We start from the raw sequence: 16,330 nt of genomic DNA on the forward strand, positions 1-16,330 counted from the left end.
AATTCAACAGTCCTGATATTTACTATCAAGGCAGCTAGTAATGTTATGAAAAACACTCAATGAAAAGCACCCTTGAAGAACAGCAAGCTTTTGTGACGGTGGTCGATAGCGGTTCGATCACCGGCGCCGCCGAACGGCTTGGCATTACCGTTTCCGGGGTTAGCCGTGCGCTCAACCGCCTGGAGCAAAAACTCGGCGCTACTCTGCTACGTAGAACCACGCGTCGCCTGGAGCTGACCGAGGAGGGAGAAACATTTCTAAACCATTGCCGCCGTATTCTGGCCGCCGTGGAAGAGGCCGAAGAGGCGATGCTGGATCGCCACAATCAGCCTCAAGGCAGGTTACGGATCAACGCCGCTCCCAGCTTTATGCAGTTCGTGATTGTGCCGGTGATTGGCGAGTTCCGCGCCCGCTACCCTGGCATTACGCTGGAACTCGATACCCACGACCGCTTTGTCGACCTGTTGGAACAGCGGGTGGATCTAGCTATCCGCATTGGCAAATTGGAAGATTCATCGCTACACGCCCGCCTCCTTGGCTATAGCCCGCTGCGCCTTCTGGCGAGCCCCGCCTACCTTAAACGCCACGGCGCGCCGCAAAGCATCGACGATTTTCAAGATCACAGCTTGCTAGGCTTCAGCCAGCTCGATCATCTCAACCGCTGGCCACTGTGCCACGCCGATGGCCAACCCTTACATATCACCCCAACGCTGGCGGCCTCCAGCGGAAGCACGCTAATAGAACTGGCCATGGCAGGAGAAGGCATCGTTTGCCTGGCCGACTTTATGACCATCACTCCCCGTCACAACGGCACACTAGTGGATGTACTGCCCGACTGCACAGAAATGCAGACACAAGCTGTGAACGCCGTGTACTACCGCCAAACCACGCTTTCACAGCGCACCCGGCTGTTTATGGAGTTTTTAGCTGAACAACTGCCAGAGAAGTATTTGATCGCTTAAATCACTCAGTCAGCCACCCCGAGTGCCCAGAAGCTGTTTGAGAACACGTGACTCCAGCACAAAGGGAACGGACATATGATCTTCGCCCTCCACTTTGTGGTAACTGCTACGTAAACCGTATGCCGACAGGTCTTCAAGCCGCTGATAAAGTTGACTAGCATCCTGCTGGTTCTGCAAGGAGTCGTTATCGGCCACGACCAAGGACAAGCTGTGATGGATGACATTTGCCTCTTCGGCCTCTACCTGCTGCCTGAAGTCGCGTTCATGCTTCAACAGGTAGCTATTGTTCCACCAGAGGCTGGGGCTGGCGGCGACAATGTGGTTAAACAGATCCGGCCGAGTAAATAAGGCATAAATCGCAAACATACCGCCAAAAGAGTGGCCATAAAGACTCTGGTGATTAGCATCTACAGGAAAGCGCTCGGCAATAGCAGGCATCAAGCTGTGCTCGATAAAATCCAGCAACTCATCCTGTCCGCCCTGCGGTGGCGTGTTCTGCTCTTCTGCCACCGGCGGTGATAAGTCGTAAGAGCGGCGCAAGAAGTTATGCGGCGCTTCCCCTGGATAAGCAATGCCAACGATAATGGCTTGGCGGAACTGCTCCTGTGCCCGCTTGGCCTCATGCAAGGAAGCGAAATAAGCGTTGCCATCCAACACATAGATCACCGGGTAACCGCCGCTGTAGGGCACCTCGCCTTCAGGTTTGCTGATCAGGATACGATAGGCGGCGCCCTGCTCGTTTTGCATCGCCCATTCCAGCGTCTGATCCAGGGACACTTGACGCTCGCCCATTACTGGCGACGCCTGTGCCTGTGATTTGGGCACTGATGCAGCCAACAAAACCAGCCCGGCAAACACTAAATTATTAACGAACAGTTTCATAAATCGTTGCCCCCACGATGCTAGTCATCACCACTGGTAAGCAATGCTGCCAATCAGGCTGCGACCGGCACCGCGATAGCAATAGATGCCCTCACAGGAGATATGCTCTTCGTCCGTTACGTTAGTGGCGTTGAGGCTGGCACGAACCCCCTGTAAAGAGCCCGCGAAATCATAGTGTGCCGCCATATCAATCAGGCTGTATGCAGCGTTTTTATTACTGTTGGCATTATCAATGTACTCACTACCGATGTAGCGCACCCCACCGGAAAGATGCAGTCGTTCCAACGCAGGAACGCGATAATCCAACCAAAGGGACGCCAGATGGCGCGGGGTATTCGCCAAGTCACTGCCCTCGTTGCCATCATTGTCTGCGGTGATTTCGCTGCGGTTGTAGTTGTAGCTTGCGGTCATACGCAGGTCGTCGGTGACATTCCCAACGGCCTCAAGCTCCAGCCCACGGGTACGCACTTCTCCGGTTTGTACTTGAAATAGCGGGTTCTCGATATCGGTGGTTTTACGATTGGTTTCATCGATCTGATAGATCGCCGCAGTCAGCATCGCCTCACTGCCCGCTGGCTGATATTTCAGCCCCAGCTCAAACTGTTCACCTTCGGTAGGATCGAAGTCATTGCCGCTCACATCGGTACCGCTCTCAGGCAGGAACGATTGCGCATAGCTGAAATACGGCGACAACCCCGAATCAAATGCGTAGAGCGCGCCAAAGCGCCAAGTGTTTTTCTCATCCCGGCTTTCGCTGGCAGTACCGGTGAGGTTGTTGCGAGTCTCGTCACGCGCCCAGTCGCGACGTATGCCTGCGGTCAAACGCCAGTTATCGAGCTTGACCTGATCCTGTAAATAAAGGCCTCTGCGGTGGTTTTTACCACTGTCGTTTGTCCAAACGTTACTCGGCTGGGCTACAGGCTGACTATAATCCGGGTTGTCGATATCGATCGACGGTGCGCTACCACCTGCATAAATAACATCGTTCTCGAGATAAGCGTAGTCGGCGCCTAACATTACCTGGTGCTCCACCCCGCCCTGATCAAAGGTCGCCATCAGCCTAGTATCAGTACTAAGAGACTCCATCTCTTCGTAAAGGCCGACACTGCTCCGGCTCAGCGTTGTACCGGATAAGGTGCCTGCTGAGAGGTACTGGTTGGTGGTATCCACCTGACCGTAGCGCACATTTTGCTGCAGCTGCAGCCTGTCACTCCAACGGTGGTTAAATTCATAGCCCAGTGCCCACTGCTCTTGATCCAACTTGTCAAAGTCTTCATCGCTGGACCAAAAATGGGTCAGGTTATCACCGTCTTGGTAAGGACGCGGTGATGCAGAGGTTTGGCGCTCCTGATACTGCGTAATGAAGGTAATGTCAGTACGCTCGTTCATCTGCCAATGGAGGGTTGGCGCCAGCAGGGTGACGTCATTATCCACCTGTTCGATATCCGTTTGCGCATCACGCATAACGCCCACCAAGCGGTACTGCACATCACTGCCCATATCGCCCCCCACATCGAACTGGCCTTGCAGATGATCATGACTCCCGACCTGAAACTGCACTTCCTTCGTCGCATCTACCTGCGGACGTTTGCTGACCCGGTTTACCAGTCCTCCCGGTGAAAGCTGACCATAGCGCATCGAATCGGGGCCTTTAACCACTTCAATGCGTTCCAAGTTATAGGGCACAGTAGAATAGTAAGAGAGCCAGCCACTATTGGGTTGGCGCAAGCCATCAAGGAAATCGCCATGGTATACCGTCGGATACCCTCTCACCGATATCAAGTCAAAGCGCGGATCCATCCCCGCTGCTTCAACCCGAACCCCAGCCGTATAAGCCACCGCCTGCTCTACTGACGACGGCTGGCGGTCACGAAGCTGCTCTTCGGTGACCACACTGACACTTTGCGCAAGCTCCATCAGCGGTGTATCGGTTTTGCTACCCGCCGAGGTGCTAAAGGCCAAATAGCCATCACTACTGATTCGGCTGCCCACCACAGCCACGGTATCCAATACCATGTTTTCTGCAGTACCTGCTTTTTCCATTACATAGTCCGCAGGCCCCCGCTTGACCACTTTCAAACCACTGCCCTGAAGCAACTGGGCAAACCCCTCTTCCACGCTATAACGCCCATTCAATCCAGCGCTTTGCAGGTCATCAGTGAGATCAGCGGGGAAGGACAACACAATGCCCGCATGGCTGGCGAATTGGCTCAATACACTGCCCAGCGATCCCGGCTCGATGTTGTATGCCTGCTGGCTAGCATCCTGTTGCGCCTGCCCGCCCGCTGTTTGTGCTTGCGCTGCTTGTAGGGGCAACAGCGACATCGAACTCATCAGGGCACAGCCCAGTGCGATACCGCCAAGCGCGCACAAGGGTTTACCATGGTGGTATCGAAGGGATATGAGTGTCTGCTTGGGGTTAAAGGGTGTGGTCATCTTTATCTCGTTAATTCCAGAATCGGTTGCTTTATCTCTGGGTCGAACGAGATCGGAAAAGGGACAATAAATAATTCAACTTTTTTTATTCGCTAGATTTGAGGGTTACCCAATATTGGGTCAGTCGGTCGACGCTAACCGGCAACGCATTGGCAATGGCTTGTAGCGCCCGGTCGGTATCATCAATAGGGAAAGCACCTGACACTCTCAGTCCAGCAATAGAGGGGGCACAGCGCAGTACGCCTGTGCGATAACGGCTCAATTCGGCTACCAAACGACTCAGTGGCCAGTCTACAGCCACCAGCAGACCGCGCGTCCAGCTATCCGCCTGGTCGCTGACGGTGGCAACTTCCACATCAACGGAGCTCATCTGCGCCTGCTCTCCGGCAACAAGACGTTGCGTCTTGCCGCCAGCCGACTGAGGAATCAACTCGACCTCATCTTCCAACACAGTAACCTGGGTAGAGGTGCCCAGCTTGCGCACGGTAAACACGGTGCCCAACGGCACCACAGTACCCTGCTCGGTATGCACCTGAAGCGTTTTGGCAGCGGCCACTTTTCCCGTTCCATTCCGCGTGCGGATAAAGATTTCGCCTGCATAGAGTCGAATCAACTGCGTGGTAGAGGTTTCCACCACATCCAATGCAGTGGCGGTATTGAGCACCAGTTGTGTTCCACCCGCCAGAGTATATTCGCGACGTTCGCCCCGTGCGGTGCGGTGGCTGGCCATCCAGCTTTCCACTGGTGCCCGCTGCCAGGCCAACGAGCCCAGGGCACTTCCCACTGCCAACAAGGCAAAGCCGCGCAGCACTGCTCGTCGGCTATGATCCTGACGTTGTTTGATCTGCAAGGCATTGAGCGAAGGAGCGCCAGGAATCATCTGCAATTGCTGACGCAGTTTTTCCACCTGCTGCCAAGCCTGAACGTGGGCGGGATCCTCCGCTAACCAAGCAGCATGTGCGTGTTTTTGCTTTTCAGTAACATCCTCCGAGCACAGCAGTGCGTACCAGTGGGCAGCAGCTCTGAGGGTATCTTTGCGGGCCGCCTGGGTATCGCTCATAGCGGCTCTTCGCACATCAGCAGCAAGCAATGTTCAGTTGCTTTGGCCATGTACTTTTTCACCGAGCTGACGGATACCCCCAAGCGTTCGGCGATCTCGGCATAACGCAGACCCTCCAAATGGCAGAGCAAAAACGCCTGGCTTACCTTTTTGCCCAACCCTTCCAACATTTCATCGACCTGAAACAGCGTCTCCAGAATCAAGGCCTGCTCTTCCGGCGAGATAAACACCGGCTCGGGTTGCTGCTTCAGGGCTTCCAGCCAGGCTTTTTCCAAGGCATCCCGACGCACAAAGTCCACCCACACCCGGCGGGCAATGGTGGTCAGAAAGCTACGCGGTTCATGGAGTTTGCTAATTTGGTCGGCGTTACTCGGAGAGGTTAGAATGCGCAGAAAGGTATCCTGAGCCAGATCAGCCGCCTGCCAGCTACAGCCCGTTTTGCGCTGCAGCCAGCACTGCAACCAGCCATGGTGTGCACTGTACATCTTGGCTAATGGTGTATTTTCAGATGAAACCGGCATTCACCCCCCTCCCAAACGATCAGCAAACGGAAGGATATTCTAGTAACAGCAATCAGTTAATACAAATCATTATTATTTTCTTTCACTAAACTATCGCTCGCATTAGAGGCGATACACTCAATTAAGGCCCGCTGCTCGGTATCGATTCTCTTGTGGGCATAGTAGCCAGCCGTAGGTGGCGCTCTTCATAAACGGTGAGCGTCGTATATTCAAACGCGACAGCGCCACTTTGGTTAACTCTTCAACCAACACATCTACGGTGGGATCCTCAGCCGCACGGGCAACGTCGCGCCGAAAGCTGGGTAGTATTTGGCAAACCTGCTCTTTCCAGGTGTGATATCAGCCTTTTGCTTAATACCCAAACATCAGCGACCGGTGTGTAGAAAGCCCGGCCATGGCGCCATCAGCCACGGCAAAGGTGACCGACCCTGCGGCGCGGGCCACATCACCGCAGGCGAATACGCCGGGGATTGAAGTCGCCTGCATTGCATCGGTTTTGACGATACTGCCCATAAGAGACTCCTCTAATTCACACCCCACTTGCGCGATCAGCGGAGTAAGGTGAATGCGCGGCGCGACGAATAAGCCCATCAACGGAAACACCCGACCATCCTGCATTACCAGCTCAACGCCAACCTCCGCTTGCGACACAAGGCGTGCTGCTGCGCCATATTCGATATGGGTACCGCGCGCCTTAAGCTGAGCCAGTTGCTCGGCACTGGGGTCAAAGGCATCGTTAACAAACAGCGTGGTGGCGCCCCAGTCGGGCAGCATTAAGCCGTGGTGCATCGCGAGTTCTGAGGTTGCCAGCACACCGATACCCTCTTTGCCCAGCTCATAGCCATGGCAATACGGACAGTGAAAAACGCGTTTGCCCCATAGCTCGGCGAGCCCCGGTAAGCCTGGAAGCTCATCGGTAACACCCGCGGCCAGAATAATGCGCCGTGCCTGATAGGTGCTTCCATCGGCCAGCGCCACCAAGAAATTATCAGCCGTCCCCGTTACAGCCTCCACCCGCCCCGTGCGCCACTCAACCGTTGGGTACTCCATCAGTTGGCTACGGGCCTCTGCTGCTATCTCTGCGGGTGGTGCACCATCCTGGGTTAAAAAGCCATGGGAGTGAGAAGCAAAACGGTTGCGGGGTTGTCCCGCATCTATCAGTAATATTTTCCGCCTTGCTCGGGCCAGCTGTAGCCCTGCCGCCATACCTGCATAGCTGCCACCGATGATCACTGCATCAAAACTCATTGCCCTTCCTCCGATTGCGCCCAGCTTTTATAAGCCAAGAGTGAACAAATCAATATCATGTATCTTTTATTGATACATTAAAAGGCGCACAGCGGTCAATGACAATATTAACAACGGCGGTTGGAGTGAATCATGCAGGTAGTAAAGCGTTAAGGCGTCGGCAGCTGGTAGCCTTTGCGCGTCGCAATATCGTCAAACTGTTCAGCAAGCTCGGCCAACGTGACCGCTCCCAGGCGGTCAATGAGCAGCGCTTGCGCTTCGCGCATGGCATCAAAAAGCGCCGCATTAACCACCTGCTCTACCGCGCAGTCCGGGTTATCACGGTCGGTGCCGATAGCGAAAATGCGCGGCCCGCCTACGGCGTTGTGTATATCCAGCAGCGTTACGCTATGCAAATCACAGGCGATGCGCCAGCCACCGTTGTGGCCCTTCTCAGACTTTACATAGCCCGCTTTCCGAAGGCCCGCCATAGTGCGCCGTACCACGGCAGCGTTGGTGCCCAGCATGGCACCAATCTGTTCTGAAGTAATCGGTTGGGATTCCCGCGCGATGTGCAGTAGCACATGCAGCATACGAGAGAGGCGGCTATCTGTTCTCACGGGCAACAGTCAACTATTCAGAGGATAAACAAAGGAAAACAACGAAGCTGTACTTTAGCACACCCGCGAGCGGGGCTGGGAATGAACCCAACCAGGGCCACCGCACACGAACCTACACCTCGTTCGCCGTTATAAGGCAAACTATGCTCTCGCTCTCTATACTGGTGCTGGGTCACTTTCACTGGCAGGGGATAAGTGTCTGGCACGTCATTAGCCCCATTTAGCGCCTCCCATTGTCGTTACTTACAGGCCACTTAAGGATGTTATGGGTCTTCAAGAAATCGCTGTCGGCGGCATCTACTTAAGCCCTCTGTTGATCTACGCGCTGATCGGCTTTGTTGCTACGCTGACCGTTCGTTCACTACTGCACTGGGTGGTCGGCGAGTACGCGCTCTGGTACGAGGCGTGGTTCGACATTTCATTGTTTGTCATCCTCACCGCTGCCACCACGTTCATTTTTACTGTTTTGCTTCAAAGCCCTTAAGACAGCCCTTGAGAGAATCGCTGATGCGCCCTTCGCTCCGTATTTTGCTCACCCTCGTTATTGTCGCCATTGCCGTTGCCGCCGGTGCATGGCTATGGCACTACTACCTCTATACCCCCTGGACTCGTGACGCTAGGGTTCATGCGGAAGTGGTGACGATTGCCCCCGATGTCTCCGGCTGGGTACGCACACTTGAAGTAGTGGACACCGATCAGGTTGCCCAAGGCGACACGCTGTTTGAGATCGACAACACGCGTTACCAAGCGGCGGTGGATAGCGCCCAAGCCACGGTTGACCATCGCCAGGCAACCCTGGAGCTAAGCCGTGCCGAGGAGACTCGACGTAACCAGTTGAGCAACAATCGTGCGATTAGCGTAGAAAACCAGCAGATTGCCCAGATCAACTCGCGCATTGCCGCTGCCGATTTACAGCAGGCTCAGGCAGAGCTGGCCAGCGCCCAGCTTGATTTAGCGCGCACCCAAATAACCGCACCGGTCAGCGGCCATATCCTCAATGTCCATCTTACCGCTGGCACTTACGCTAATCGCGGCACGCCGGTGATGGCGCTAATCGCAGATAATTCCTTCTATGTCGTGGGTTATTTCGAAGAGACCAAAATGACGTCGATCGGCATGGGCGATCCGGTGGATGTGATTCTGATGAACGGCGACACCCATCTAGCGGGCCGAGTGGCGGGTATTGGCCGAGGCATTGCCGATAGCAACACAACCCTTAACCAGCAGCTGCTACCGCAAGTGGAGCCCACCTTTAGCTGGGTGCGCCTGGCTCAGCGTATTCCGGTGCGCATTGCACTAGAAGACGTTCCTGATGACACCCTGCTGAGCGTCGGCATGACAGCAACCGTGCGTGTCCGACCTGCTAAAAACGCTGCCGATCAGTCTGAGTAACCCATGTCGCCGTTTGTTAGCACCTACCTGACGCCCAACGCCACAGCGGTCAAGTTTGCGATCAAGACCACCCTGGCAATGATGCTCGCGCTCTATATCGCGCTTATGTTCGACTTGGAGCGCCCCTACTGGGCGCTGATCTCGGCGGCATTTCTGCAGATTCGCCCCATGAGTGGCATGGTGGTCGAGAAAGGTATCTGCCAACTCGGCGGCACATTGATTGGCGCCTTGGCGGGTATCGCGATCATGGCCCTATTCGCCCAGGCCCGCCTACCTGCGCTTATCGTGCTTACCGCTTGGATTATGCTATGCACTTACGTGGGCTCGCTGTGGCGTAATAACTACACCTACGGCTGTCTGATGGCCTCTGTAACGGCCATGCTGATTGTGGTCATCTCCAGCGGCAGCACGCCCGCCGGAATCTTCGATATCGCCGTGGCGCGCCTTACCGAACTGGGGCTGGGCGCCATCTGCGCCATGCTGGTCAGCTCGCTGCTCTGGCCATCCCATGTAGGCGCCCACCTTGCCACTCAGGCCGACAGCGTGATCAACGAAGCCTTCGAGCATGCCGCCCTGCGCTTAGAAGCCAGCGACGATATTCCAGCGATGCAGAAAGCCCTGCGCAGCAGCCTCGTGCCGTTAACCCTGCTGGAAACCGACAGCCAGGCCGCCCGCTTTGAAGGCCCGGTAGGCCCCGGCCGAGTGCGCGCAACCCACGTGCTAACCCGCCGCACGCTTCGCTTTTTCGCCAATCTGCAGGCGCTGCATCAACTGATGCACGACCACGCTGACCGGCTCGCCCCACAAAGTATCGAACTCGCGGGCGAGGTCGCAAAAGGCTTTCGCGATGCTGAACACGTCAAAGGGGTCATTGAGGCCAGAAAAGCTCTCCAGTCGCTACGCCACCGGGTTCATGAAAGCGAGGAAGAGAACAGCTTAGCTCCTCTCGATCGGCGTCTGCGGTTGGGGCTGCGTGAATCGATCGGACACGCCATGATCATGCTCGATGCCCGGGAGGCGATTGCCTCGCCGGAGAGCCATAAACTACGCTCATCGCCGCTGGCTTGGCACCGCGATCACCTCGCCGCCGGTATTAACGCCATTCGCTCAGGGCTAGTATTTTCGCTACTGGCGACTTTCTGGATCGTCACCGCCTGGCAGAGCGCCATGATCGCGATGATGCTGGGCACACTGTTTTCCGCCTTTTTCGCCAGCCGCGACAATCCCCTCGCCATCACCATGATGTTTTATAAGGGTATGCTGGCAGCGATTCCCAGTGCTTTTCTGTTCGGCCATGTATTGCTCTCCCAGGCCAACGGTTTTCCGATGCTAGCGATGTTGTTTGGTACACCGCTGTTCTTGGGGCTACTAGGTGCCACTAATCTAGCCACCATGGGCTACTGCCTGGCCTTCACTATCTTCAATATTCTGCTCACCATGCCCGGCAATGGCATGGATTTCTCGTTCGACAGCTTTGCCAACCGGGTGGTGGCCGTAGTGATTGGGCTAAGCTGCGTGGTAATGGGCTTTCGCTTGCTGCCAGGGCTGGGCACCCGACTTCGGCGGCGGCGTTTAATCAATGCGATTTCCACCGATATCCATGAGCTAAGCCAGCGTTCGATTCGCGATGCCGAAACCCGTTTCAGCGGCCACATGGCGGATCGGCTTCTGCAACTGGCTCAGCACGACGACATGCTACCCGAAGACCAGCGCCACCTGTTTATTCTTGGTTTGACCGGGCTGGATGTTGGCACCGCTACGCTGCGCCTGCGAGATCGGCTTGATGATGCACCTCACCCGCGCATCCGCGAGGCGCATCGCCACCTACTAGGCACGCTAGCTGGCGGGTTTGAAGAGAGCGCCAACGGGCGGCCACCCCAAGGGATTCGTGAAGCAGGTAAACAGCTGGACGAAGCGATTATTACCTATGGCGATGTCCCCGCCGACCGTCGCATGCTGCTGGAAGGCTTGATTGAGCGACTCGAACTGGCCCTAGAGCGCCTTGCGCGCATCATGGCGGAGCGGCCACAGATGAAGTCTGCACCGAAGCCACACTTATCAACACCCTCAGCACCTTAAATAACCTTTGCATCAAATCAGGCGACAGTAAGAAACGCGTAAGAAAACCCTTCTGATGATAGCACTTTCCCCCTACACAACATGCTAGGAGTGCACCCATGGGTTCTCATCAATCGCTATTGCTGAAGGGCCATCTCACCTCTATGAGATTGGCGACAACCGCGTTTATCAGTGGTCTTGTTATTGCTTCTCCGGTGGCGTTCGCCGACGAAGCTAACTCAGACGAAACTACCTGGGGGTTGGGGGTAGGCGCCGTTAGCAGTCAAGAGCCCTATACCGATGTGGATCGCGATAACACCGCCCTTCCTTTGTTGTATGTCGAGAACCGCTACGTGCGGTTCTTCGGGACAACGCTGGAAGCCAAACTGCCTGATCTGACACTCAGCGAGTCGAACCAGATCAATTTCAGCCTTATTGGCCGTTGGGACGGTTCAGGTTACGAACCCGGCGACTCTTGGGTGCTGGAAGGCATGGAGGAGCGCGAAAGCGGACTCTGGGCGGGCGCAAAAGTGGAGTGGCAGACCAGCATCGCCAATGTAAGTGCCGATTGGACGCACGACGTTGCCAGCAATAGCAAAGGGCAACGCCTCAACCTAGGCTTGGACAGATCATGGCAAATGGGCGCGCACTTGACGCTAACACCACACATCGGCGCTACATGGCATGATGACAATTATGTCGATTACTATTATGGGGTACGATCAAATGAAGCTCGGCCCGGCCGGCCCGAATATCAGGGGGAGTCTAGCGTCAGTGCCGAAATAGGCTTGCAAAGTGTCTACAGATTCAACAACCACCACTCCATAATGTTTGACGTTCAGGCAACGACCCTCGCCTCCGAGACCAAGGATAGCCCACTGGTGGATGACTCAACTATCAACCGTGTTCTACTCGGCTACATGTACCACTTCTGATGAGCCGCATACTGCTGATCGAGGATCATGACCGGCTAGCCCACTTGATGTGCAAAGGGCTGGTGGACGCCGGTATCGGCGTTGATGTGGTCGACCGCATTGATTCGGCTTGGGCTGCCGTTCAGCAGATGCCCTACCAGGCACTGGTACTAGATCGTGGCTTGCCGGATGGCGATGGGCTGCTATTGCTCAAGAAGTTGCGCAACGCGGGCCTTAGCGTGCCCTGCCTGGTGTTAACGGCACGCGATGCGCTGCATGACAGGCTAGAAGGCCTCGAAGCCGGTGCCGACGACTACCTTCCCAAGCCGTTTGCCATGGATGAGATGGTGGCACGTGTCCGTGCCTTGCTACGCCGCCCTGCGGAATTCCATTCAATCGACCCCATTCACGGCGACCTTAGACTGCATACGGAAAGCGGCGTTCTGTTCAGCGGAAACGAGAGTATTACCCTTGCCCCGGCGGAGCTGCATATTATGCAGCTACTTCTCTACAAGCACGATGAAGTAGTACGCCGCAGCGCGCTGGAGGCGGCGGCCTGGGGCCTAAGCGAGGCGGTAACACCGAACGCCTTGGATGTAGCCCTGCACCGTTTACGCCGCAAGCTGCTTGCTGTCGGCTCGCGCCAGCAGATCGCCAACGTCAGAGGAATGGGATATGCGCTTCGTCAAGCGGATAACACTAAATAGTCTAAGGTTGAAGATCCTGTTGGCCTATGTGGCGGGCATGGTGTTCAGCATCATGCTGTTGGTGATAGCGGCGACTGCGTTGCTGCAGAGCAATGTATTGGCGCGGATGGACCTGGCCGACGCCGCCGAGGGGCTGGTGGACAATATCGAGTTCGACAGCCGTGGCGGGCCCATCGGCTTCGACTCGAGTCTGGAAGACCGCGCCTGGCTGTACGAGGGTCCGCAGCGCGAAACGGCTTACCGGATTCTGGATGAAGCCGGAAACGTGGCCGTCTTTTCGAGCTCAGGAGAGGAGTTTTGGCCGGCCGACGGCGATCTTGTTCGGCTGGCACGCGGCAACTTCACCTTCGAGCATGAGGGAAAAACCTTCTACGGCGCCACGCAGCCCCTCGAGCATGAGGGGCGAAGGTGGTATCTGCAATTCGCGGTCAGTGCGAGGTTCCTCGATGTCGTCTATACCGTGGCCTTTCCACAGGTGGTCGCTGCCGTGGCGGTGTTCGGAATCGTGCTGTTCGTCGCCTTCGGGTTATGCGCCTATATTACCCTGCGCTACACCCTCAAGCCATTGCGAGACGTATCTGAGTCCGCGGCGGCCATCTCGCCGCGCTCCATCAACGCCCGACTGAATACGGACGCGGTGCCCGCGGAGATTGCGCCACTGGTGGATAGCTTCAATCACGCCCTGGAACGCCTTGAGCGAGGTTATCGCCTACAGCAGGAGTTTCTCGGCCATGCAGCACACGAGTTAAAAACACCACTGGCGTTGATCCGCGGGCAGGTTGAGTTGCTTGAGAAGGGCCGGAATGATCGCGAGGCCTTATTGAGCGATGTCGAATACATGACGCGGCAGGTGCAACAACTGCTACTTCTGGCCGAAGCGAGCGAGGCGCACAGCTACCAGTTTACCGTAGTTCGGATGCAGGATATCGCCCACGAAACCTCCACCTACTTGCAGCGTATGGCTGAATCCGCCGACGTGCATTTAACGGTGCTTGCCGCGGATCAAGGGGTGACATGGAAAGCTGATCGCGGGGCATGCTTCACCCTGCTCAAGAACTTGCTGGAGAACGCTATTCAGCATGCACCCGAGCAGACTCTCGTCAGCATGGAGATCCAGGAAAATATAATAACTGTGCGTGACCGTGGCCCAGGCGTCGAACCAGAGCAATTGGCCCTGCTGTTCTCACGCTTCTGGCGTGGGGCGCATCGGCGCGACCATGGAGCAGGCTTAGGGCTGGCCATCTGCCAGGAGATTGCCATGGCGCACGGTTGGGAGCTTTCGGCCCATAACGCTCATCCCGGGTTGATCATGACTTTATGCAAAGAAAATGAGGCCAGTGAAAGCGATTCCAGCGAAAATATTACCAACGAACGAGTGTACCACCGTCAAGATGAATGCCCACCCAAGGTCATTTGAAAAGGCAATGGTATGGGTGGTTCCCCGCCTCGGTCATCGCCAGCCACCCCAGGAGTGGTCAACCAGCACAACGTCTCCAGGCTGGTTATCAATGGTGCGAGTAATAAAGAAACCGCCCGCGCTCGGGGTATCAGCCCCAGCTCCGTCGGTACCCATGTTGAGAGTGTTTTCCGAAAACTAAACTGTGCCACACGTGCTGCAGCCACACTCAAGGCGCTCACGGCAGGCCTGCTTTAAGTGGGATGCTTGCGCACTCTTCGCTAGAGACCGTTTTGATGCAAACGTACTTTCAGTAAGAAACGAGAAAGTAAAGTAGGCCGATATTGTCAACTAGCGATAATTACTAACCCAACAGAGCATCACGCACGATTGACCGATCAATAATTCTTGCAAGCGAACCTATGAGCTGAGGAAGGAGGTTGTAATGCAAATTTTAAGACGCAAACCCTTAAATCCGTCCAACCTGACCGATACCTTGATCGAAGGTCATAGCCAAGCCGTATTAGTTCAGGGAGGCTCTCGTGTATTGATGTCTAGCCAGGTTGGGGTGGATAACACAGGAGAGCTGGCGGGCCCCGAACTTCCCGAGCAGACAGAGGCGGCACTGGATAATATCGAACGGTTACTATCGAGCCTCGGTGGCGATCTCTTACGGGTAGTGATGCTGAGAATCTACTTAGCCGAAGCCGCTCGCTACGACCAGCATGCGGTAACAGAAGCGTTGAAGCATCGCTTCCCCATCGCACCGCCAGCTGCTACTTGGTTGATTGTGTACGGCCTTGCCGAACCGGAATGGCTGATCGCTATCGAGGCTGAGGCAGTACTGCCGGGTTTTGCCTTAAACAGCTAAATGACCGTAACACACAAAATAATAACGCTGCTCGTTAAACACCGCACAGCCCGCCTAAACGGTCGTTCAAAAAGAGAGTAACGACATGCTTGTAACTGAACCTTCACACTCCAAGTGCTTTTTTCAAAAGTTTAGCGTGGAGCGACAAACATTATTTTCAGACATCTGGCTGTCGAAAAATCCTGGAACGTTAAGCTATTTACAGTATTTTACGCTACGCATAACACTCTCTTTAACTTCTTTTTTGGCGTTACCCATGATTCTGTTTAATGCAGAATCAATTGAAATCATCATTGCCGTCTTCAGCGTTGAAGCTAGTTCTACGACCTTGATATTTTCACAAATTAAAACTAAAGGCACTACAGTTTGGCTGTTGAGTTATACTGAGGATGAGATAATAGAGTTCACCAATACAATTGGAGTGGCAGGTACTGGGGTTCTCGTCGTTATATATTTGTTGGTATAAAACATTTCTTAATAGTCATGTTAAAGGTCAGATGACAAACTGGCCATTTATAAATGCTTAGGCGTAAACCCGAGAGCGAATTTCGAAAAATCTGCTAAGCAGTTCCCCCTCCAACTAAACCGTGCTCAGAATTGAAGAGCGTGCCACGATACTGCCGTGGCGGAGCTCCCATGACACGTTTGAAAGCGGTGCTGAACGCGCTTTCGGGCAGTCAAGGGAGGGTGATATAACGGAAACAGGATCACTGGAATTCTTTAACCTATCCACCGCAAGAAGCATACGCCAGTGCGTCACATATTCCCTGGGTGATGACCCAATTATCTCTTTGCATTTTTGAGCAAAGGCCGAACGAGACATCCAGGCGCGTTCGGCCAATGACGGTAGTGTCCAGCGATATGCAGGCTCAGCATGAATTGCATTAATGGCCAGCCCCAACTGCTTGTCCGCTACACCAAAAAACCATCCCGCCCCTTCCTCTGCCAGTTCAGCCACATACAGCCTTAACGCCTGGACAAGCATAATATGAGCGAGGTACTGGGCGACAAGGGAGCTACCGACATGCGGTACGCGTTGATGAGGAAGCAGACCGTCTCTGCGATCTCTTCAGGGTTGCAGCAAAGGCGGATCGGATGTAGGCCCGTAGGGCGGCAAACTAGGCGCCCTCTTCCGCGCAACCGGCATGGGAAACTCAATATCACTACCGCCTACTTGCTTCACTTTGGGCAAGCTCCAAATCGTCGACTATACTTCGCCCTAACGAAAATGACGTCGTCGCCTGGGATGGTTTGAGACGCTTGGCTCACGCCACCCCAGGCAAA

General features: G+C 55.1%; 18 protein-coding genes. 10 read left to right on the top strand and 8 right to left on the bottom strand.

Annotated elements, in window-relative coordinates:
- Window positions 1-59: 59 nt before the first annotated feature.
- The gene (locus HZU72_RS12840; RefSeq protein WP_180092622.1) at window positions 60-962 is read left to right on the top strand and encodes a LysR family transcriptional regulator; all 903 of its coding nucleotides are present in this window, start codon (window positions 60-62) and stop codon (window positions 960-962) included.
- A 9-nt stretch (window positions 963-971) separates the two neighbouring features.
- On the opposite strand, the gene HZU72_RS12845 is transcribed toward HZU72_RS12840, so the two are convergent.
- The 6 genes from HZU72_RS12845 to HZU72_RS12870 form a co-directional block, all read right to left on the bottom strand.
- Window positions 972-1,844 carry an alpha/beta hydrolase gene (locus HZU72_RS12845; RefSeq protein WP_180092624.1) on the bottom strand — a complete coding sequence of 291 codons (873 nt, stop codon included), beginning with the start codon at window positions 1,842-1,844 and terminating at the stop codon, window positions 972-974.
- Between the two features lie 27 nt (window positions 1,845-1,871).
- On the bottom strand, window positions 1,872-4,280 hold the full coding sequence (locus HZU72_RS12850; RefSeq protein ID WP_235976102.1) for a TonB-dependent siderophore receptor: 2,409 nt from the start codon (window positions 4,278-4,280) through the stop codon (window positions 1,872-1,874).
- An 85-nt stretch (window positions 4,281-4,365) separates the two neighbouring features.
- Complete coding sequence (locus HZU72_RS12855; protein WP_180092627.1) at window positions 4,366-5,340, bottom strand: FecR domain-containing protein; 975 nt, start codon at window positions 5,338-5,340, stop codon at window positions 4,366-4,368.
- On the bottom strand, window positions 5,337-5,861 hold the full coding sequence (locus tag HZU72_RS12860; protein ID WP_180092630.1) for a sigma-70 family RNA polymerase sigma factor: 525 nt from the start codon (window positions 5,859-5,861) through the stop codon (window positions 5,337-5,339). Before HZU72_RS12860 ends, HZU72_RS12855 begins: the two co-directional genes overlap by 4 nt.
- 351 nt (window positions 5,862-6,212) lie before the next feature.
- Entirely contained in the window at window positions 6,213-7,109 is an 897-nt protein-coding gene (locus HZU72_RS12865; RefSeq protein ID WP_180092633.1) for an NAD(P)/FAD-dependent oxidoreductase, read from the bottom strand.
- Between the two features lie 149 nt (window positions 7,110-7,258).
- Window positions 7,259-7,708, bottom strand: a complete 450-nt coding sequence (locus tag HZU72_RS12870) for an Rrf2 family transcriptional regulator (protein WP_180092636.1) — start codon at window positions 7,706-7,708, stop codon at window positions 7,259-7,261.
- Window positions 7,709-7,973: 265 nt separating this feature from the next.
- Between HZU72_RS12870 and HZU72_RS12875 the strand changes: the two genes are divergently transcribed.
- The 6 genes from HZU72_RS12875 to HZU72_RS12900 all read left to right on the top strand — a co-directional run bounded on the left by HZU72_RS12875 (window position 7,974) and on the right by HZU72_RS12900 (window position 14,196).
- Window positions 7,974-8,192, top strand: a complete 219-nt coding sequence (locus HZU72_RS12875) for a DUF1656 domain-containing protein (protein ID WP_035576982.1) — start codon at window positions 7,974-7,976, stop codon at window positions 8,190-8,192.
- A gap of 23 nt (window positions 8,193-8,215) precedes the next feature.
- Window positions 8,216-9,100: an efflux RND transporter periplasmic adaptor subunit gene (locus HZU72_RS12880; RefSeq protein ID WP_180092639.1), complete on the top strand. Its 885-nt coding sequence runs from the start codon at window positions 8,216-8,218 to the stop codon at window positions 9,098-9,100.
- Window positions 9,101-9,103: 3 nt separating this feature from the next.
- Window positions 9,104-11,179 (top strand): FUSC family protein, encoded by a 2,076-nt coding sequence (locus HZU72_RS12885; protein ID WP_180092642.1) that lies wholly within the window; start codon window positions 9,104-9,106, stop codon window positions 11,177-11,179.
- Between the two features lie 98 nt (window positions 11,180-11,277).
- Complete coding sequence (locus HZU72_RS12890; protein ID WP_180092645.1) at window positions 11,278-12,093, top strand: MipA/OmpV family protein; 816 nt, start codon at window positions 11,278-11,280, stop codon at window positions 12,091-12,093.
- On the top strand, window positions 12,093-12,779 hold the full coding sequence (locus HZU72_RS12895; protein WP_180092648.1) for a response regulator transcription factor: 687 nt from the start codon (window positions 12,093-12,095) through the stop codon (window positions 12,777-12,779). The genes HZU72_RS12890 and HZU72_RS12895 overlap by 1 nt, the downstream gene beginning before the upstream one ends.
- Window positions 12,748-14,196 (top strand): ATP-binding protein, encoded by a 1,449-nt coding sequence (locus HZU72_RS12900; RefSeq protein ID WP_180092651.1) that lies wholly within the window; start codon window positions 12,748-12,750, stop codon window positions 14,194-14,196. Before HZU72_RS12895 ends, HZU72_RS12900 begins: the two co-directional genes overlap by 32 nt.
- A gap of 33 nt (window positions 14,197-14,229) precedes the next feature.
- On the opposite strand, the gene HZU72_RS24025 is transcribed toward HZU72_RS12900, so the two are convergent.
- Window positions 14,230-14,352 (bottom strand): hypothetical protein, encoded by a 123-nt coding sequence (locus HZU72_RS24025; protein ID WP_268896386.1) that lies wholly within the window; start codon window positions 14,350-14,352, stop codon window positions 14,230-14,232.
- Between HZU72_RS24025 and HZU72_RS24210 the strand changes: the two genes are divergently transcribed.
- The 3 genes from HZU72_RS24210 (at window position 14,326) to HZU72_RS12920 (ending at window position 15,512) form a co-directional block, all read left to right on the top strand.
- Window positions 14,326-14,433: a hypothetical protein gene (locus tag HZU72_RS24210; protein WP_371829545.1), complete on the top strand. Its 108-nt coding sequence runs from the start codon at window positions 14,326-14,328 to the stop codon at window positions 14,431-14,433. The genes HZU72_RS24025 and HZU72_RS24210 overlap by 27 nt on opposite strands.
- A 187-nt stretch (window positions 14,434-14,620) precedes the next feature.
- On the top strand, window positions 14,621-15,046 hold the full coding sequence (locus HZU72_RS12915; protein WP_180092654.1) for a Rid family hydrolase: 426 nt from the start codon (window positions 14,621-14,623) through the stop codon (window positions 15,044-15,046).
- Between the two features lie 85 nt (window positions 15,047-15,131).
- Window positions 15,132-15,512, top strand: a complete 381-nt coding sequence (locus tag HZU72_RS12920; RefSeq protein ID WP_180092657.1) for a hypothetical protein — start codon at window positions 15,132-15,134, stop codon at window positions 15,510-15,512.
- A gap of 114 nt (window positions 15,513-15,626) precedes the next feature.
- On the opposite strand, the gene HZU72_RS12925 is transcribed toward HZU72_RS12920, so the two are convergent.
- A complete protein-coding gene (locus tag HZU72_RS12925; protein WP_180092660.1) occupies window positions 15,627-16,004 on the bottom strand; it encodes a helix-turn-helix transcriptional regulator in 378 nt (125 codons plus the stop codon).
- Window positions 16,005-16,330 lie beyond the last annotated feature (326 nt).

Source organism: Vreelandella sedimenti (genome assembly GCF_013416325.1).
In the GTDB taxonomy this organism is placed as follows: Bacteria; Pseudomonadota; Gammaproteobacteria; order Pseudomonadales; family Halomonadaceae; genus Vreelandella; species Vreelandella sedimenti.